The sequence below is a fragment of the Pseudomonas sp. TKO26 genome, from assembly GCF_003225665.1.
Lineage (GTDB): Bacteria > Pseudomonadota > Gammaproteobacteria > Pseudomonadales > Pseudomonadaceae > Aquipseudomonas > Aquipseudomonas saponiphila.
The window spans coordinates 101419-118419 of sequence record NZ_QKLN01000041.1 but is presented as its reverse complement, the minus strand read 5'-3'; the positions used below and the strand labels follow the sequence as shown (position 1 = coordinate 118419).

Here is a 17001-nt window from a genome sequence, read left to right as displayed (position 1 = left end):
TCATGGGTATCGATCTTCCACTGATCTGGGCCGTGATTATCATCTTCGGCATCATGATGTACGTGGTCATGGACGGCTTCGACCTGGGGATCGGGATTCTCTTCCCGTTCGTCAAGGACGACCGCGACCGTGACGTGATGATGAACACCGTCGCCCCGGTCTGGGACGGCAACGAAACCTGGCTGGTGCTGGGGGGCGCGGCTCTGTTTGGCGCCTTCCCGCTGGCTTATTCGGTGGTGCTCTCGGCGCTGTACCTGCCGCTGATCCTGATGCTGATCGGCCTGATTTTCCGCGGGGTGGCCTTTGAGTTCCGCTTCAAGGCCAAGGAAAACAAGCGGCATATCTGGGACAAGGCGTTTATCGGTGGCTCGGCGGCGGCGACCTTCTTCCAGGGCGTGGCCCTGGGGGCGTTCATCGACGGCTTGCCGGTGGTGGACCGCCAGTTTGCCGGTGGCTCCCTGGACTGGCTGACGCCTTTCACCCTGTTCTGCGGCCTGGCGCTGGTGGTGGCCTATGCCTTGCTCGGCTGCACCTGGCTGATCATGAAGACCGAGGGCAAGCTGCAACAGCAGATGCACGACCTGGCGCGGCCCTTGGCTTATGTGGTGCTGGCGGTGATCGGCATCGTCAGTATCTGGACGCCCCTGGCCCATGCCGAAATCGCGGCGCGCTGGTTCACCCTGCCCAATCTGTTCTGGTTCCTGCCGGTACCGATCCTGGTGCTGGTGACCATGTACGGCCTGCTCCGTGCTGTGGCCCGCAACGCCCACTACACGCCGTTCCTGCTGACCCTGGTGCTGATCTTTCTCGGCTACAGCGGCCTGGGCATCAGCCTGTGGCCGAACATCGTGCCGCCGTCGATCTCCATCTGGGACGCCGCGGCGCCGCCGCAAAGCCAGGGCTTCATGCTGGTGGGCACCTTGTTCATCATTCCGTTCATCCTGGGCTACACCTTCTGGAGCTACTACGTGTTCCGCGGCAAGGTCACCCACGACGACGGTTACCACTAGGTAGGGGCCGGCTTGCCGGCGAACGGGCCCTTGGGCCTCGTGCCAGGCTGGCCGGCGCTTTCGCTGGCCAGCCAGCTCCTACGAGGGTTTGGGGTCAAGCAGGAGTTGAAATCATGAGCGGTAAACACTCTTTGCAGGAAATCGAACAGGCGGAAAAACAGCCACTCTGGCGGCGCCTTGGCTGGCTGGCGATGATCTGGGGCGGCAGTGTGCTGGCCCTGTTCGTGGCGGCCAGCTTGATGCGCATGTTCATGAGCGCCGCCGGCCTGACCACCCACTGATCATCCCATCCCGTTGCCTTGCGGCACGGTTTCAACCCTCCGCCAGCGGAGGGTTTTTTTTGCCTGTTACTTGCGCGCCTTGAGGATCACGAACTTGGGCGTCGCCGCTACTTGCTCGACGCCGCGGAACAGCCGCGCCAGCTTGCTGTGATAGCCCAGGTGGCGGTTGCCGACGATATACAGCGCGCCGCCCACCACCAGGGCCTCCCGGGCCTGCTGGAACATGCGCCAGGCGAGGAAGTCGCCCACCACCTGCTGCTGGTGGAACGGCGGGTTGCACAGCACCACATCCAGGGATTGCGGGGCCTGGCCGGCCAGGCCATCGCCGGCGCGCATCTCGGCTTCGCGCTCGCCCAGCACGGCCTGCCAGTTGTCCCGGGCCGACTGCACGGCCATGAAGGATTCGTCCACTAGGGTGTAGTGGGCCTGGGGGTTGTCCAGGGCGCTGGCGATGGCCAGCACGCCGTTGCCACAGCCCAGGTCGGCGACCCGGGCGCTGCCGAGGTTCTGCGGCAGGTGCGGAAGGAAGGCGCGGGTGCCGATGTCCAGGCCTTCGCGGCAGAACACATTGGCGTGGTTGAGCAGCTCGATGGCTGGCTGTTCCAGGCGATAGCGGGTCGGGTAGGGCGACACGACCGCCGGCCTGGCTTCTGGCGTGGCGATCAGCAGGCGGGCCTTTTTCACCGCCAGGGAGGCCTGCACCGGGCCGATGTAGCGCTCCAGCAAGTCGCCGGCGGCGCGGGGCAGGTGCTTGACCATGGCCGCCGCCACGACCTGGGCGCCTGGGGCCAGTTGCCCCTGTAGGCGGATCAGCTGTTCTTCCAGCAGGGCCAGGGTCTTGGGGACACGGATCAGCACCCGGTCGAACGGCCCGCTCAAGGGCTCGCTGGCCGGCACCACGCGCAGGGCGTCGAAGGGCAGGCCGTTGCGCGCCAGGTTCTTTTCCAGGGCCAGGGCGCCCAGGTACGAGTCGCCACTGCTAGTGACCTGGACCTTGTCCAACAGGCTGGCGGCCAGGGCGCCGAAGCTGTCATTGAGGATCAGCACCCGGGTGTCGCTGGCCGGTTGCTGCTCGGCCAGGTGGTTGAGCAGGTACTCGTCCGCCGCGTCGAAGGCTTGCAGCGGCTCGTTCTGCTGTTCGGGCTGGCGGATCAGGTCGAGCTGGGCGAAGGGGCTTGCAAGCAGGGGCATGGGGCGGACTCTAGGTAATCGGTGAATGTCCCGGCGTAGGGGGCTGTCGTGCGCACGGGATCCCTCGAACAGCGGCGGTGAGGGCCGTTCGAAGCGGGGCTAAATGGTACGTTTTTTTGTCGGGGATTGCCCGCGCTCTATGCCACTACAAACCGCCGGTGTTTCTGTCCGGCGCTTTGCGGGACACTAGGGCATCGCTTTTGTGGAGCCTGTCATGAGTGCCAGTGAAGAGAAATACACCCGCCAGACCCTGCTTGAGGTCCAGCCGCTGACCTCTAGCCTGTTCACCCTGCGCACCACCCGGGACGCGGGTTTTCGCTTTCGTGCCGGGCAGTTCGCCCGCCTCGGGGTGACCAAGGCCGATGGCAGCACGGTGTGGCGCGCCTATTCCATGGTGTCATCGCCGTTCGACGAGTTTCTCGAGTTCTTTTCCATCGTGGTGCCCGGTGGTGAGTTCACTAGCGAGCTGAGCCGTCTGGAAGTGGGGGACAGCCTGCTGGTGGATCGCCAGGCCTTCGGCTACCTGACCCTGGACCGTTTCGTCGACGGTCGCGATCTCTGGTTGTTATCCACAGGCACCGGGATTGCGCCGTTCCTGTCGATCCTGCAGGACTTCGAGGTGTGGGAAAAATTCGAACGCATCATCCTCGTCTACAGCGTGCGCGAGGCCAAGGAGCTGGCCTATCAGCAATTGCTCGCTGAGTTGCCCAAGCGCGAATACCTGGCGGAAGTGGCCCACAAGCTGCAATTCATCAGCACCGTGACCCGCGAGCAGCACCCGGGCAGCCTCAATGGGCGCATCACGCAATTGATCGAGAATGGCGAACTGGAACGCGCCGCAGGCGTGGAACTGACCCCCGAGCATTCCCGGGTGATGCTCTGCGGCAACCCGCAGATGATCGATGACACCCGGGCCCTGCTCAAGCAGCGGGGCATGAGCCTGAGCCTGAGCCGGCGGCCGGGTCAGGTGGCGGTGGAAAACTACTGGTAACCAAAACGGCGCCTCAAGGGCGCCGTTGTCTCATTGCAGAACCCGCCTCAGGGCTTGTTGTTCTGAGCCTTGAGCAGATCGCGGATCTCCCCCAGCAGCTCTTCTTCCTTGCTCGGCACCGGTGGCAGCGTCGGGGCTACGGCTTCTTCGCGTTTCAGGCGGTTGATCACCTTGACCCCCATGAAGATGGCGAAGGCAATGATGATGAAGTCGATGATGCTCTGGATGAACTTGCCATAGGCCATGACCACGGCAGGGGTATTGCCCTCGGCCGCCTTGAGGGTGACTGCCAGATCAGCGAAGTCCACCCCACCGATCAGCAGGCCAATGGGGGGCATGACCACGTCGCCGACAAAGGACGAGACAATCTTGCCGAACGCGGCGCCGATGATGATACCCACGGCCATGTCGACCACATTGCCTTTGACCGCGAAGGCCTTGAACTCACTTAGCACGCCCATAGGTTATTCCTTGTTACAGATGAGGTTGGTTACGGCAGTGTAATTCAGCAAAAAGCATTTTGCCGACACAACTTTTAACAGCTGCGGGGTTATTGACCGATAAATCGGCAAAGAGTTTATTCAAAGTGCCAGCAGAACGCGCGCGATATACCCTGCATCAGCTGAGATAACCAGAACATTCTTTCAATCGAGTGGTTGCGGGCTTTCTATTTATCATTCAAATAGTTAGCCACTAGCCTCTAGCGAGCGCATCGGGATGCGCCTTATATAACTAGAGGAATTCAACATGACCGCTTCTCTTGGCCTTGGGAGTCTTTCCCAGCGACGCATACTGGGCGTGCTTGCCGCCAGTCTGCTTTCCCTTTCCGTACAGGCCGCCACGCTGACCCGCGACAATGGCGCGGCAGTGGGCGATAACCAGAATTCACAGACCGCAGGCGCCACCGGCCCGGTGTTGCTGCAAGATGTGCAACTGATCCAGAAGCTCCAGCGGTTTGACCGCGAGCGCATTCCAGAGCGTGTGGTGCACGCCCGTGGCACCGGTGCCCACGGCACCTTCACCGTCACCGACAGCCTCACTGACCTGACCCGGGCCAGGGTTTTTGCCGCCGGTGAAACCACCCCGGTATTCGTGCGCTTTTCGTCGGTGGTGCACGGCAACCACTCCCCGGAAACCCTGCGCGATCCACGGGGATTCGCCACCAAGTTCTATACCGCAGAGGGCAACTGGGACCTGGTCGGCAACAACTTCCCGACGTTCTTCATTCGCGATGCCATCAAGTTCCCGGACATGGTGCACGCGTTCAAACCCGATCCGCGTACCAACCTGGATGATGATTCGCGGCGCTTTGATTTCTTCTCTCATGTTCCCGAAGCCACTCGCACATTGACCGAACTGTATTCCAACTCCGGAACTCCGGCCAGTTACCGGGAAATGGATGGTAATGGCGTGCACGCCTACAAGTTGATCAACGCCAAAGGCGAAGTGCACTACGTGAAGTTTCACTGGAAGAGTCTGCAAGGTCTGAAGAATCTCGATCCGAAACAGGTGGTCGAGGTTCAGGGGCGTGATTACAGCCATATGAGCAACGACTTGGTAACCCACATTAATAAAGGGGACTTTCCCAAGTGGGACTTGTATGTCCAGGTATTGAAACCCGAAGACTTGGCCAAGTTTGATTTCGACCCGCTGGACGCCACCAAGATCTGGCCGAATGTGCCTGAGCGCAAGGTTGGGCAGATGGTGTTGAACCGCAATCCGGCCAACGTCTTCCAGGAAACCGAGCAGGTGGCCATGGCCCCGTCCAACCTGGTACCTGGGATCGAACCGTCGGAAGACCGCCTGCTGCAAGGCCGGGTGTTCTCCTACGCCGATACCCAGATGTATCGCCTCGGCGCCAACGCCCTGCAACTGCCGATCAACGCGCCGAAGAGCCCGGTGAACAACGGCAACCAGGACGGCGCCATGAACCCGGGCCACACCAGCACCGGGGTCAACTACCAGCCGAGCCGCCTGATGCCGCGCGAAGAGCCGCAAGCCGCGCGCTACAGCCAGATGGCGCTGGCGGGCAGCACCCAGCAGGCGAAGATCCAGCGCGAGCAGAACTTCAAGCAGGCAGGGGATCTGTATCGCTCTTTCAGCAAGAAAGAGCGTCAGGACCTGATCGACAGCTTCGGCGGCTCCCTGGCCACCACTGATGACGAGAGCAAGCACATCATCCTGTCGTTCCTTTATAAGGCCGACCCGGAGTACGGCACTGGCGTGACCCGCGTGGCCAAGGGCGACCTGGCCCGGGTCAAGGCGCTGGCGGCCAAGCTGAGCGACTGATCCTTCACCTCTTGGAGCTGGCTTGCCAGTGAACATGGGCGCCGCGCTGCTTCAGGCGGCGTCCTTCGCCGGCAAGCCGGCTCCTGCGCTTCTCAGGAAAAAGGAGGTGCGTCATGCGTCTGTGCATTTCGCTGCTGACCCTGGCCTGGGCCTTGGCTGCCCAGGCACAGCCAACCGACCCGGTGGCAGTCAAGGTACAGCTGGAACACTACTATTTCGATGCCGCCCGCCGGGGCGACGTGGAGATGCTCGATACCTTTATCGAGGCCGGTTATTCCCTCGATACCCAGGATGAAAAGGGCTACACGGCGCTGATCCTGGCCGCCTATCACGGCCAGGGCCCGGCGGTGGAGCGCCTGCTGGACGCCGGCGCCAACGCCTGCGCCCAGGACAAACGCGGCAACACGGCGCTGATGGGGGCGATCTTCAAGGGCGAGGTGCAGATTGCCCGGCGCCTGTTGGCCGCCGATTGCAGCCCCGACCAGCGCAACGGCGCGGGGCAGACTGCCGCCATGTATGCCGGGCTGTTCAAGCGGGAGGAACTGCTTCAGGCCCTGGCGGCCAAAGGCGCGGACCTGAATGCCGAGGATCCCCTGGGCAATAGCGCCACGCGGCTGGCCAGCGGGCAGATACGCACCGCGCCGTCGCGCTGATCCGTTCCAGCTGAGCTATCATCGCGGTTTTTGCCGGGGGTTCAGATGGCCAAGGCCAAGCGCATGTACGGCTGCACCGAGTGCGGCTCCACCTTTCCCAAATGGGCCGGGCAATGCGGCGAGTGCGGGGCCTGGAACACCCTGACCGAGACCATGATCGAAAGCGGCGGCGCCGCAGCGCCGGCCGGGCGCACCGGCTGGGCTGGGCAACAGGCGCAGATCAAGACCCTGGCGGAGGTCAGTGTCGAGGAAATTCCGCGTTTCTCCACCGCCTCCGGCGAACTCGACCGGGTGCTGGGCGGTGGCCTGGTTGACGGTTCGGTGGTGCTGATCGGTGGTGATCCGGGGATCGGCAAGTCGACCATCCTGTTGCAGACCCTGTGCAATATCGCCACGCGCATGCCGGCGCTGTACGTCACGGGTGAGGAGTCCCAGCAACAAGTGGCGATGCGGGCGCGGCGCCTGGGCCTGCCCCAGGATCAGCTGCGGGTGATGACTGAAACCTGCATCGAAACCATCATCGCCACCGCCCGGGTGGAAAAACCCAAGGTCATGGTGATCGACTCGATCCAGACGATTTTCACCGAGCAACTGCAATCGGCCCCGGGCGGTGTGTCCCAGGTGCGCGAGAGCGCGGCCTTGCTGGTGCGCTACGCCAAGCAGAGCGGCACGGCGATTTTCCTGGTGGGCCACGTGACCAAGGAAGGCGCCCTGGCCGGGCCGCGGGTGCTGGAGCACATGGTCGACACCGTGCTGTATTTCGAGGGGGAGTCCGACGGTCGCCTGCGGTTGCTGCGGGCGGTGAAGAACCGTTTTGGCGCGGTCAACGAGCTGGGAGTGTTCGGCATGACCGACCGCGGCTTGAAGGAAGTCTCCAACCCTTCGGCGATTTTCCTCACCCGGGCCCAGGAAGAGGTGCCGGGCAGTGTGGTGATGGCCACTTGGGAGGGCACCCGGCCGATGCTGGTGGAAGTGCAGGCGCTGGTGGATGACAGCCACCTGGCCAACCCGCGACGGGTGACCCTGGGGCTGGATCAGAATCGCCTGGCCATGCTGCTGGCGGTCCTGCATCGCCATGGCGGCATTCCCACCCACGATCAGGACGTGTTCCTCAACGTGGTGGGCGGGGTCAAGGTGCTGGAAACCGCCTCCGACCTGGCCCTGATGGCGGCGGTGATGTCGAGCCTGCGCAATCGTCCGCTGCCCCATGACTTGCTGGTGTTTGGCGAGGTGGGGCTGTCCGGCGAAGTGCGCCCGGTGCCCAGTGGTCAGGAGCGCCTGAAAGAGGCGGCCAAGCATGGCTTCAAGCGGGCCATCGTGCCCAAGGGCAACGCACCGAAGGAGGCGCCGCCAGGCTTGAAGATCATTGCCGTGACCCGCCTGGAACAGGCGTTGGATGCGCTTTTCGAATAATCAGAGCTGGACTCGCAGGGAAGGATGCAGGGGATGGGCATGACAAGGTTGAAGCGCTGGATGCTGGGGGCGGGGCTGTTGGGCTGTTCGGCGCTGGCCATGGCCCAACAGGCTGAAGTACCGGAAGGCTATCGGATCGCGCAGCAGGTACTGGTGGGGGATGGCTCGGTGCTGGAAGTACTGGAGGATGTGCGTATCACCCCTGAACTGCATGCCGACAGCTGGGGCAATGGCCTGGACGCCGACAGTCTGCTGCAGTCCGATAATGATCCTTCGGTTGCCCCGTTGGGAGCGCTGGCACGCCTGGTGTCCGATGGCGGCGAGGTGTTGGCGCAGAAGTCCCTGGGCTACCCGATGGCCACGGTGGAAAAGGCTCCGCTGAACGGACTGCCGTCACCGGCGTTTTTCCTGACCATTGACCAGACCGCGCCCATGGGCAGCTACAGCGGTCCGCTCACTGAGGTACTGACGCCGGAGCAGAGTCAGCTGGACCCGGTGCTGTGCCAGGGGGAAGGCGGCGAGAAGCAGCCGCTGGTGTTCGCCCAGACCGGCAAGGCCGCCTGGCAGATCGTGCCTTCGGACAAGGGCGGCACTGAAAGCATCCAACAGGTGTCGTCGGCGTCGTCGATGGAGAACGAAGAGTTCATCACCACCTATCGCACCTTCCGTTATGTCGACGGCCAGTGGACCGTTGCCTCGCGGCAACAGGCGGGTTATTGGGACATGGAAAGCGAGTTTCCCGAACCGGCGCTGTTTCCCTGAGCAACAGTGGGGCCGATCAGATATCGATCAAGGCTCCGAGCTCGCGCTCCAATTCCTCGGGGTCTGCCAGGTTCAGCTCGATCAGGCGCCTGAGGTGTTCGATGGACTCCAGGCCGATGTGCAGGCAGACGAATCCCAGCTGGCCATGATTGTCATGGGCCAGTTGCACGTCCATGCGCACATCGGCATCGGGACCGAGATGGATATCGGCTTCGAAGATGCGGTTGGGGTCGCCCAGCCAGGGATCGGGGCGCTCGATCAGCAAGCCCTTGAGGGACAGGTCCAGCAGTTGCACCGGCCAGCGGTGGGTACCCTGGCTCAGTTTGGTCTTTGCATCGAAGGCGATGCGCTTGAAGCGTCGGCGGTCGGCATGTTGCTCGCTCATGGGCTGGCCCTCTGCGTGGTGCACTGACTATAGACCGCGCTTTATGACTGTTGCTACGGGCGACCTGAAAGCGTGCGGCGGCGTTGTCGTTCAGTGTTGCCTGAGTTGAAAAAGTTTCGAAAAAAAACTGCTCATTCGTTAAAAGAAGGCTCTAGACCAACGTGGGGGGTGGTCTTTGAGAGCAGTAGCGCTACACTCGAAACGCTGTCTTTCTGTCCACCCTGGCTGGAATAAAAACATGAAAAATAATAATAGCCCGCTACGCCATGTTCCTTGGCTGCTGCTGGCAATCGTAGGAGCGTGCGCCCTCGGCGTCGTTGCATTGCGTCGCGGTGAGGCGATCAACGCCTTGTGGATTGTGGTCGCCGCCGTGGCCATCTATCTGGTGGCGTACCGGTATTACAGTCTGTTCATTGCCAACAATGTAATGCAGCTGGACTCGGGCCGGGCTACGCCCGCAGTGGTCAATAATGACGGTCTGGACTACGTGCCGACCAACAAACATATTCTCTTCGGTCACCATTTCGCTGCCATTGCCGGCGCAGGCCCCCTGGTGGGCCCGGTCCTGGCGGCGCAGATGGGCTATCTGCCCGGAACCCTGTGGCTGATTGCCGGTGTGGTCCTGGCTGGTGCGGTGCAGGACTTCATGGTGCTGTTCCTGTCCACCCGGCGTAACGGCCGTTCCCTGGGCGACATGGTCCGTGAGGAAATGGGCCGCATCCCGGGGACCATCGCGCTGTTCGGCTGCTTCCTGATCATGATCATCATCCTCGCGGTGCTGGCGCTGATCGTGGTCAAGGCCCTGGCCGAGAGCCCGTGGGGCATCTTCACGGTCATGGCGACTATCCCGATCGCGGTGTTCATGGGCGTGTACATGCGCTACATCCGTCCGGGCCGCATCGGCGAGATTTCCCTGATCGGTGTGGTGCTGCTGCTCGGCTCCATCTGGCTGGGCGGCCAGGTGGCGGCGGACCCGGTGTGGGGCAAGCTGTTCACCTTCACCGGTATCCAGATCACCTGGATGCTGATCGGCTACGGTTTCGTCGCCGCAGTACTGCCGGTGTGGCTGATCCTGGCTCCGCGGGACTACCTGTCGACCTTCCTCAAGATCGGCACCATCATCGCCCTGGCGATCGGCATCCTGATCACCATGCCCGAGCTGAAGATGCCGGCCCTGACTCAGTTCACCGACGGCACCGGCCCGGTGTGGAAGGGCGGCCTGTTCCCGTTCCTGTTCATCACCATCGCCTGTGGCGCGGTGTCCGGCTTCCATGCGCTGATTTCCTCGGGGACCACGCCCAAGCTGCTGGATAACGAAGCCAACGCCCGCTACATCGGCTACGGCGGCATGCTGATGGAGTCCTTCGTGGCGATCATGGCCATGGTCGCGGCATCGGTGATCGAGCCGGGCGTGTACTTCGCCATGAACAGCCCGGCGGCCATCGTTGGTGGCGACGTGGTTGCGGTTGCCCAGACCGTCAGCAGCTGGGGCTTCGTGATCAGCCCGGAACAACTGCAGGCAGTGGCCAAGGACATCGGCGAGAACACCATCCTGGCCCGTGCCGGCGGTGCACCGACCCTGGCGGTGGGGATCGCGCAGATCCTCCACCATGTACTGCCGGGTGAGAACACCATGGCGTTCTGGTACCACTTCGCGATCCTGTTCGAGGCGCTGTTCATCCTTACCGCAGTGGACGCCGGTACCCGTGCCGGGCGCTTCATGCTCCAGGATCTGTTGGGCTCCTTCGTTCCGGCGCTGAAACGCACCGAGTCGTGGACCGCCAACCTGATTGCCACCGCAGGTTGCGTGGCGCTCTGGGGTTACCTGCTGTACCAGGGCGTGATCGATCCGCTGGGCGGCATCAACACCCTGTGGCCGCTGTTCGGCATCTCCAACCAGATGCTGGCGGGTATTGCCCTGATGCTCGGCACCGTGGTGCTGATCAAGATGAAGCGCCAGCGCTACATCTGGGTCACCCTGCTGCCGGCTGTGTGGCTGCTGATCTGCACCACCACCGCAGGCTTCATCAAGCTGTTCGACGCCAACCCGGCGATCGGCTTCCTGGCGCTGGCGAAGAAATACAGCGATGCCCTGGCCAACGGTCAGATCCTCGCTCCGGCCAAGGACATCACGCAGATGCAGCACGTGATCTTCAACGCCTACACCAACGCGACCCTGACAGCCTTGTTCCTGCTGGTGGTGTTCAGCATCCTGTTCTACGCGCTCAAGGTCGGTGTTGCGGCCTGGGGCAGCAAGGAGCGTACGGATAAAGAATCGCCCTATCAGGCGGTGCCGGACGCGTAACCCGAGGATTGCAAACATGTTCAATGACCTGAGTCGCCTCGGTAAATACCTCGGTCAGGCCGCGCGCCTGATGGTCGGCATGCCCGACTACGACACCTACGTCGAGCATATGCAGACCAAGCACCCGGACAAGCCGGTGATGTCCTACGAGGCGTTCTTCCGGGAACGCCAGGAAGCCCGCTACGGCGGCAAGGGCGGTCCGAAGTGCTGTTGAAACACAGCGTTTAAGTCGTACCCATGTAGGAGCCGGCTTGCCGGCGATGGCGTCAGTGAGATCGCTATCGCCGGCAAGCCGGCTCCTGCGTTTTTAGGCGTGGGAGATCCTGTAGTGCAAAACCCTATTCCCGTGACCGTGCTCAGCGGTTTTCTCGGTGCCGGCAAGACCACCCTGTTGCGGCACCTGCTCAAGGCCGAACACGGCCTGAAAATCGCCGTGATCGAGAACGAATTCAGTGACGCCGGCATCGACACCCAACTGCTGGGCGATGCGCCGGTGCAGGTCATGACCCTGTCCAACGGCTGCGTCTGCTGCACCATCCACACCGATCTGACCAAGGCCCTGTACCTGTTGCTGGAGCGCCTGGACAGCGGCGAGATCGCCTTCGACCGGCTGGTGATCGAGTGCACCGGGCTGGCCGACCCGGCGCCGGTGGCGCAGACCTTCTTCATCGATGAAGAGCTGCGTGAGCGCTACATTCTCGACGGCATCATCACCCTGGTGGATGCCAAGCATGCCGATTTGCACCTGACCCAGACCATCGCCCAGGCGCAGATCGGCTTTGCCGACCGCTTGCTGGTGAGCAAGCGCGACCTGGTGGATGAGCCGACCTTCGACGCCCTGAGCCAGCGCCTGACGCGAATCAACCGCCGGGCGCCGATCCGGCTGGTGGAGCATGGCCGCATCGACCTGGCCGAACTGCTGGATGTGCGGGGCTTCAATTTGAATGCTGATCTGGGGGGTGGCATCAGTCTACGCCCGGTGAGCCAGGCTCCTGCGGTGGACCGGATTTCCAGTCTGGTGTTGCGCACCGAACAGGCCCTGGATCTGGATCGCCTGAGCGAATTCATGAACGAGCTGCTGGAGGATCATGGCCGGCAACTGCTGCGGTACAAGGGCGTGCTGAACGTGATCGACGAGCCGCGGCGCATGGTGTTCCAGGGCGTGCTCAAGCTCTACGGCTTCGATTGGGACACCGCCTGGGCCGAAGGCGAGGCGCGGGAGAGTGTGATGGTGTTCATCGCCGACGATCTGCCGGAAGAGAAGATCCGGCAGGGTTTCCAGAAGATGCTGGGCGGCTGAGGTTTCGCCGGCAAGCCGGCTCCTACAGGTCGGCCTCGGCGGGGGGCGTGCCTAGCAGGCGTCGTTCCAGGTGATCCAGGGGTTGGTGCATCAGGGCTTCGGACTGCTCGACGTCAGCTGCCTGTAGCGCGTCGATGAGCGTTGCATGCTCTTGCCAGGCGCAGCAGTGGTGGGCGCGGCCTTCGAACTGGGCGATGGCCAGGGACGTCAGGGGCACCAGGCTGCCGAGAAACTGCGCCAGTGGGGCGTTGCCGGCCACGTCTGCCAGTTGCAGGTGGAACTCCCCGGACAGGCGGATCGCCGGTCCACGCTGGTCGCGCTCGATGGCTTCACGCTCCCGGGCGATCAATTGCCGCAGAGATTGCAACTGGCGCCGGGGTTGTTGGCAGGCCAGGCGCACCAGGGTGATTTCCGTCAGGCGCCGGGCATGCAGTATCTGCCGGGTCTGCTCCAGGTCAGGAGCCGCGACCTGAGGCCGGTGGTTGGGCCGCAGGATGATCACTTGCTGATGGGACAAGCGCGCCAGGACCTGGCGGATGATGCTGCGGCTGACGCCAAAGGCTTGTCCCAGGCTGTCCTCGGTGAAGCGGCTGCCGGGTGCGATGCGCTGTTCGAGGATGGCATCGAAGATCTGCGGATAGACGTCATCCACCAGCAGTTTTTTTTCGCCGCACTGGCGCCGCGGCAGGCTGGCCACCAGGGTGAAAGGGTTGTTTTTCAGGGCGTAGCTGACCATGGCCTGTCTCCAGTCCAGTTGCTGACTCGGGGGTTGATTACAAGGCGTTGTTGCCCAGGTGATCGTCCGGAATGTTCAGTTCGATGCCCATGCGCTGGCCTTCCTGGAGGATGTGCCGACGCATCTCGGCGCTGGCCAGGGCGCTGTTCTTGTTGCGGATGGCCCGCACCACCGCTTCATTTTCTTCCAGGCGTTCGGCCAGATGCTCGGGCGAGTTGCGCAGGATCTGCGCGCTTTGCTTGAGGGCATTGCTGGTCTGTTGCACCACGTTCTGGAAGATCGGGTTGCTGGTCAGGGTGAAGAGTTCTTCATGGAAGGCGATGTAGGCGTTGACTCCGGCTTCGCTGTCGCCGGCCTCCAGGGCTTCGCGCATGTCCATCAGGGTCAGGCGCAACTGGCCGACCTCCTTGCTGCTGATCGATTGCGCCACCAGTCCGACGATGAAGGGCTCCAGGGTGTAGCGCAGTTGCAGTACGTCCTCGAGGCTGGCGCCGGCTACGCGGCTCTCGGCCCCCTGGGCTTCGTCCTGGGGGGCGTCCAGCACCACCACGCCTTTGCCGGGCATGGAGCGCACCAGGCCCAGCGTCTCCAGGACGATCACCGCTTCGCGCAGGCTGGGGCGGCTGATGCCCAATTGCTCGGCCAGTTCACGTTGCCCGGGCAGCATGTCGCCGGAGCGCCACTGGCCACGGGCGAGGGCGGCCCGGAGCTTTTCCACCACTGAATTCACAACCGTTGACGAGCTGATCACTGTTGACTCCATGAGCTATCGGTAGCGCGTGTTGCCGCGCTGATGGTTGTGCCTGCCGTGGGCAGGCACAAGGTTGGATCAAAATTCCTGCTGGTGGGCACCTGCCACCGGTTTTCGTGCCTGGAAGGTATAGCCCTGTTGACCGCTGAGCACCTTGTTGGCTCGTTGCACGTCGATGTCCTTCTCCCAGCGGGCGATGGCCACGGTGGCCACGCAGTTGCCGATCAGGTTGGTCAGCGCGCGACCGATGCCCATGAACCAGTCCACCGCCAGTACCAGCACCAGGCCCACCACCGGGATCGCCGGGATCGCGGTCAGGGTCGCGGCCAGGATCACCAAGGCCGAACCGGGAATGCCGTGGGCGCCCTTGGAGGTGATCAGCGACACCAGGAGGATGGTCAAGAGGTCCGACATGGACAACGGCGTGCCGGTGGCGTTGGCGATGAAGACGATGGCCAGGGTCAGGTAAATGGAGAAACCGTCGAGGTTGAAGGAGTAGCCGGTGGGTATCACCAGGCCCACGGTCGAGCTGCCGATGCCCAGGTGCTCCAGCTTGCGCATGATCTGCGGCAACACGGCATCGGAGGAGGCGGTGCCGAGGACGATCAGCAATTCTTCGCGCAGATACTTGAGGAAGGGCAGCATGCGCAGGCCCGACAGGCGCATCACCAGGCCGAGGATCACCGCCACGAAAGCAAAACAGGTGAGGTAGAACAGGCCCACCAGGCTGCCCAGGTGCTGCAGCGAATCCAGGCCGTATTTGCTGGTGGTGAAGGCGATGGCGCCGAACACCCCGATAGGCGCCAGGCGCACGATCATGCCCATGATGCGGAAGATTACGTGGCTAAGTTCGTTGATCAGCCGGGAAATGCCCGAGGCCGCTTCGCCCACCAGGTTCAGGGCGCTGCCGAACAGCACCGAGAACAGCAGTACCTGGAGAATGTTGTTCTCGGCAAAGGCGCCGATCACCGAGGTGGGGATCAGGTCCATGAGGAACTGGGTGGTGGTGTGCATGTGCTGGCCGCGCTGGGCAATGTCGCCCATGTCCGCGGTGGACAGCTGCTCCAGGTGAATATTGGCGCCGCTGCCGATACCGGTGCTGAAGGCCATGACCAGGCCGATCACCAGGGCGATGGTGGTGAGTATCTCGAAGTAGATCACCGACTTGAGGCCGATGCGTCCGACCTTTTTCAGATCGCCGGCGCCGGAGATGCCGCTGACCACCACGCAGAACACGATCAGGCCGATGAGCATCTTGATCAGCTTGATGAAGCCATCGCCCAGTGGTTTGAGTTGTGAGGAGTATTCGGGGAGGGTGAGGCCGCAGACGATGCCAAGCATCAGTCCGAGCACAACCTGGAGGAAAATCGAACGCGAGCACCATCTGAGCATGGGGAGGAATCCTGGTCGGTGTCCTGTCTGCCGTGCGCATTGGGGGCGCAGCGGATGGAGGACTTAATTATTGTGGTCTTACCGGTATGTCCAGTGCAGGCGCAGTCTACGCTTGGGTTTTACGGGTTTACAAGAGCTATGACGCAAATTGGCATGACCGGTCTGACCAGTGGTTTTTCCTCTTTCGCTGGCGCTGCCCGGACGTTTTCCACAGGCACAAAAAAACCCGGCGCTGGGCCGGGCTCTTTTGTGCTGCGGTCTGCGGGCTGATTAAGCGCCGTATACCGGCAGCTTCTTGCAGATGGCCTTGACCTTCTCACGCACGGCGTCGATCACCGCTTCGTTGGAAAGGTCGGCCAGGATGTCGCAGATCCAGCCGGCCAGTTCCTTGCACTCGGCTTCCTTGAAGCCACGGGTGGTCACGGCCGGAGTACCGAAGCGCAGGCCGGAAGTGACGAATGGGGAGCGCGGGTCGTTAGGCACGGAGTTCTTGTTCACGGTGATGAACGCTTTACCCAGGGCGGCGTCGGCGTCTTTACCGGAAATGTCCTGCTTGATCAGCGACAGCAGGAACAGGTGGTTCTTGGTGCCACCGGAAACCACGTCGAAACCGCGGGCGATGAACACTTCGGCCATGGCCTGGGCGTTCTTCACCACTTGTTCCTGGTAGGCCTTGAACTCAGGCTGCAGGGCTTCCTTGAAGCAGATCGCTTTAGCGGCGATCACGTGCTCCAGCGGGCCACCCTGGGCGCCCGGGAATACCGCGGAGTTCAGCTTCTTCTCGATGTCGGCGTTGGCGCGAGCCAGGATCAGGCCGCCACGTGGACCGCGCAGGGTCTTGTGGGTGGTGGTGGTCACCACGTCGGCGAACGGCACCGGGTTCGGGTAGACGCCAGCGGCGACCAGACCGGCCACGTGGGCCATGTCGACGAACAGGTAGGCGCCTACCTTGTCGGCGATTTCGCGGAAACGCGGGAAGTCGAGGATCTGCGAGTAGGCGGAGAAACCGGCCACGATCATTTTCGGCTTGTGCTCAAGGGCCAGGCGCTCGACTTCGTCGTAGTCGATCAGGCCGTTGGCGTCGATGCCGTATTGAATGGCGTTGTACAGCTTGCCGGAGGAGGAAACGGCAGCGCCGTGGGTCAGGTGACCGCCATGGGCCAGGCTCATGCCCAGGATGGTGTCGCCGCCTTGCAGCAGGGCCAGGTAGACCGCAGCGTTGGCTTGGGAACCGGCGTGTGGCTGGACGTTGGCGTAGTCGGCGCCGAACAGCTCCTTGGCGCGGTCGATGGCCAGCTGTTCAACCACGTCGACGTATTCGCAGCCGCCGTAGTAGCGCTTGCCTGGGTAACCTTCGGCGTACTTGTTGGTCAGTACCGAGCCTTGAGCTTCCATCACCGCTGGGCTGGTGTAGTTTTCCGAAGCGATCAGCTCAATGTGCTCTTCCTGGCGCTGAGCTTCTTGCTCCATGGCGGCAAAGAGATCGGCGTCGTACTTGGCAATAGTCAAATCACGGCTGAACATGGCGGTCCTCAAGGATCG

17 protein-coding genes are annotated in these 17001 nt (G+C 62.7%); 10 read left to right on the top strand and 7 right to left on the bottom strand.

Annotated elements, in window-relative coordinates:
• Positions 1 to 2: 2 nt before the first annotated feature.
• Both cydB and DNK59_RS30085 read left to right on the top strand, forming a co-directional pair.
• The gene (gene cydB / locus DNK59_RS30090) at positions 3 to 1010 is read left to right on the top strand and encodes a cytochrome d ubiquinol oxidase subunit II (protein ID WP_110725654.1); all 1008 of its coding nucleotides are present in this window, start codon (positions 3 to 5) and stop codon (positions 1008 to 1010) included.
• A gap of 113 nt (positions 1011 to 1123) precedes the next feature.
• Positions 1124 to 1291: a DUF2474 domain-containing protein gene (locus DNK59_RS30085; RefSeq protein ID WP_080963156.1), complete on the top strand. Its 168-nt coding sequence runs from the start codon at positions 1124 to 1126 to the stop codon at positions 1289 to 1291.
• A 66-nt stretch (positions 1292 to 1357) separates the two neighbouring features.
• Here DNK59_RS30085 and DNK59_RS30080 read toward each other — a convergent pair whose 3' ends face one another.
• Complete coding sequence (locus tag DNK59_RS30080) at positions 1358 to 2482, bottom strand: methyltransferase (RefSeq protein ID WP_110725653.1); 1125 nt, start codon at positions 2480 to 2482, stop codon at positions 1358 to 1360.
• 214 nt (positions 2483 to 2696) lie between these two features.
• Here DNK59_RS30080 and DNK59_RS30075 point away from each other — a divergent pair, with 214 nt between their 5' ends.
• The gene (locus DNK59_RS30075; protein ID WP_110725652.1) at positions 2697 to 3473 is read left to right on the top strand and encodes a ferredoxin--NADP reductase; all 777 of its coding nucleotides are present in this window, start codon (positions 2697 to 2699) and stop codon (positions 3471 to 3473) included.
• A gap of 47 nt (positions 3474 to 3520) precedes the next feature.
• On the opposite strand, the gene mscL is transcribed toward DNK59_RS30075, so the two are convergent.
• Positions 3521 to 3934: a large-conductance mechanosensitive channel protein MscL gene (gene mscL / locus DNK59_RS30070; protein WP_110725651.1), complete on the bottom strand. Its 414-nt coding sequence runs from the start codon at positions 3932 to 3934 to the stop codon at positions 3521 to 3523.
• Between the two features lie 286 nt (positions 3935 to 4220).
• Here mscL and DNK59_RS30065 point away from each other — a divergent pair, with 286 nt between their 5' ends.
• The 4 genes from DNK59_RS30065 (at position 4221) to DNK59_RS30050 (ending at position 8590) form a co-directional block, all read left to right on the top strand.
• Positions 4221 to 5762, top strand: coding sequence for a catalase (locus tag DNK59_RS30065; protein WP_110725650.1), 1542 nt, complete (start codon positions 4221 to 4223; stop codon positions 5760 to 5762).
• Positions 5763 to 5875: 113 nt separating this feature from the next.
• The gene (locus DNK59_RS30060) at positions 5876 to 6415 is read left to right on the top strand and encodes an ankyrin repeat domain-containing protein (RefSeq protein WP_110725649.1); all 540 of its coding nucleotides are present in this window, start codon (positions 5876 to 5878) and stop codon (positions 6413 to 6415) included.
• Between the two features lie 45 nt (positions 6416 to 6460).
• Entirely contained in the window at positions 6461 to 7828 is a 1368-nt protein-coding gene (gene radA / locus DNK59_RS30055; RefSeq protein ID WP_011063580.1) for a DNA repair protein RadA, read from the top strand.
• 33 nt (positions 7829 to 7861) lie between these two features.
• Positions 7862 to 8590, top strand: a complete 729-nt coding sequence (locus DNK59_RS30050) for a hypothetical protein (RefSeq protein ID WP_371920328.1) — start codon at positions 7862 to 7864, stop codon at positions 8588 to 8590.
• Between the two features lie 16 nt (positions 8591 to 8606).
• Here DNK59_RS30050 and DNK59_RS30045 read toward each other — a convergent pair whose 3' ends face one another.
• Positions 8607 to 8975 carry a PilZ domain-containing protein gene (locus DNK59_RS30045; protein ID WP_092309859.1) on the bottom strand — a complete coding sequence of 123 codons (369 nt, stop codon included), beginning with the start codon at positions 8973 to 8975 and terminating at the stop codon, positions 8607 to 8609.
• Between the two features lie 238 nt (positions 8976 to 9213).
• Here DNK59_RS30045 and DNK59_RS30040 point away from each other — a divergent pair, with 238 nt between their 5' ends.
• The 3 genes from DNK59_RS30040 to yjiA all read left to right on the top strand — a co-directional run bounded on the left by DNK59_RS30040 (position 9214) and on the right by yjiA (position 12580).
• The gene (locus tag DNK59_RS30040) at positions 9214 to 11280 is read left to right on the top strand and encodes a carbon starvation CstA family protein (RefSeq protein ID WP_110725648.1); all 2067 of its coding nucleotides are present in this window, start codon (positions 9214 to 9216) and stop codon (positions 11278 to 11280) included.
• Positions 11281 to 11296: 16 nt separating this feature from the next.
• Positions 11297 to 11494, top strand: a complete 198-nt coding sequence (locus DNK59_RS30035) for a YbdD/YjiX family protein (protein WP_010448516.1) — start codon at positions 11297 to 11299, stop codon at positions 11492 to 11494.
• 114 nt (positions 11495 to 11608) lie between these two features.
• A complete protein-coding gene (gene yjiA / locus DNK59_RS30030) occupies positions 11609 to 12580 on the top strand; it encodes a GTPase (protein WP_110725647.1) in 972 nt (323 codons plus the stop codon).
• A gap of 22 nt (positions 12581 to 12602) precedes the next feature.
• Here the strand turns inward: yjiA and DNK59_RS30025 are convergent, their stop codons facing one another.
• From DNK59_RS30025 to glyA, 4 genes are all read right to left on the bottom strand, one after another.
• On the bottom strand, positions 12603 to 13316 hold the full coding sequence (locus DNK59_RS30025) for a GntR family transcriptional regulator (protein WP_110725646.1): 714 nt from the start codon (positions 13314 to 13316) through the stop codon (positions 12603 to 12605).
• 37 nt (positions 13317 to 13353) lie between these two features.
• Positions 13354 to 14067 (bottom strand): FadR/GntR family transcriptional regulator, encoded by a 714-nt coding sequence (locus tag DNK59_RS30020; RefSeq protein WP_092309871.1) that lies wholly within the window; start codon positions 14065 to 14067, stop codon positions 13354 to 13356.
• 78 nt (positions 14068 to 14145) lie between these two features.
• Complete coding sequence (locus DNK59_RS30015) at positions 14146 to 15459, bottom strand: C4-dicarboxylate transporter DctA (protein ID WP_092309874.1); 1314 nt, start codon at positions 15457 to 15459, stop codon at positions 14146 to 14148.
• A gap of 270 nt (positions 15460 to 15729) precedes the next feature.
• Positions 15730 to 16983: a serine hydroxymethyltransferase gene (gene glyA, locus DNK59_RS30010; protein ID WP_060841179.1), complete on the bottom strand. Its 1254-nt coding sequence runs from the start codon at positions 16981 to 16983 to the stop codon at positions 15730 to 15732.
• Positions 16984 to 17001 lie beyond the last annotated feature (18 nt).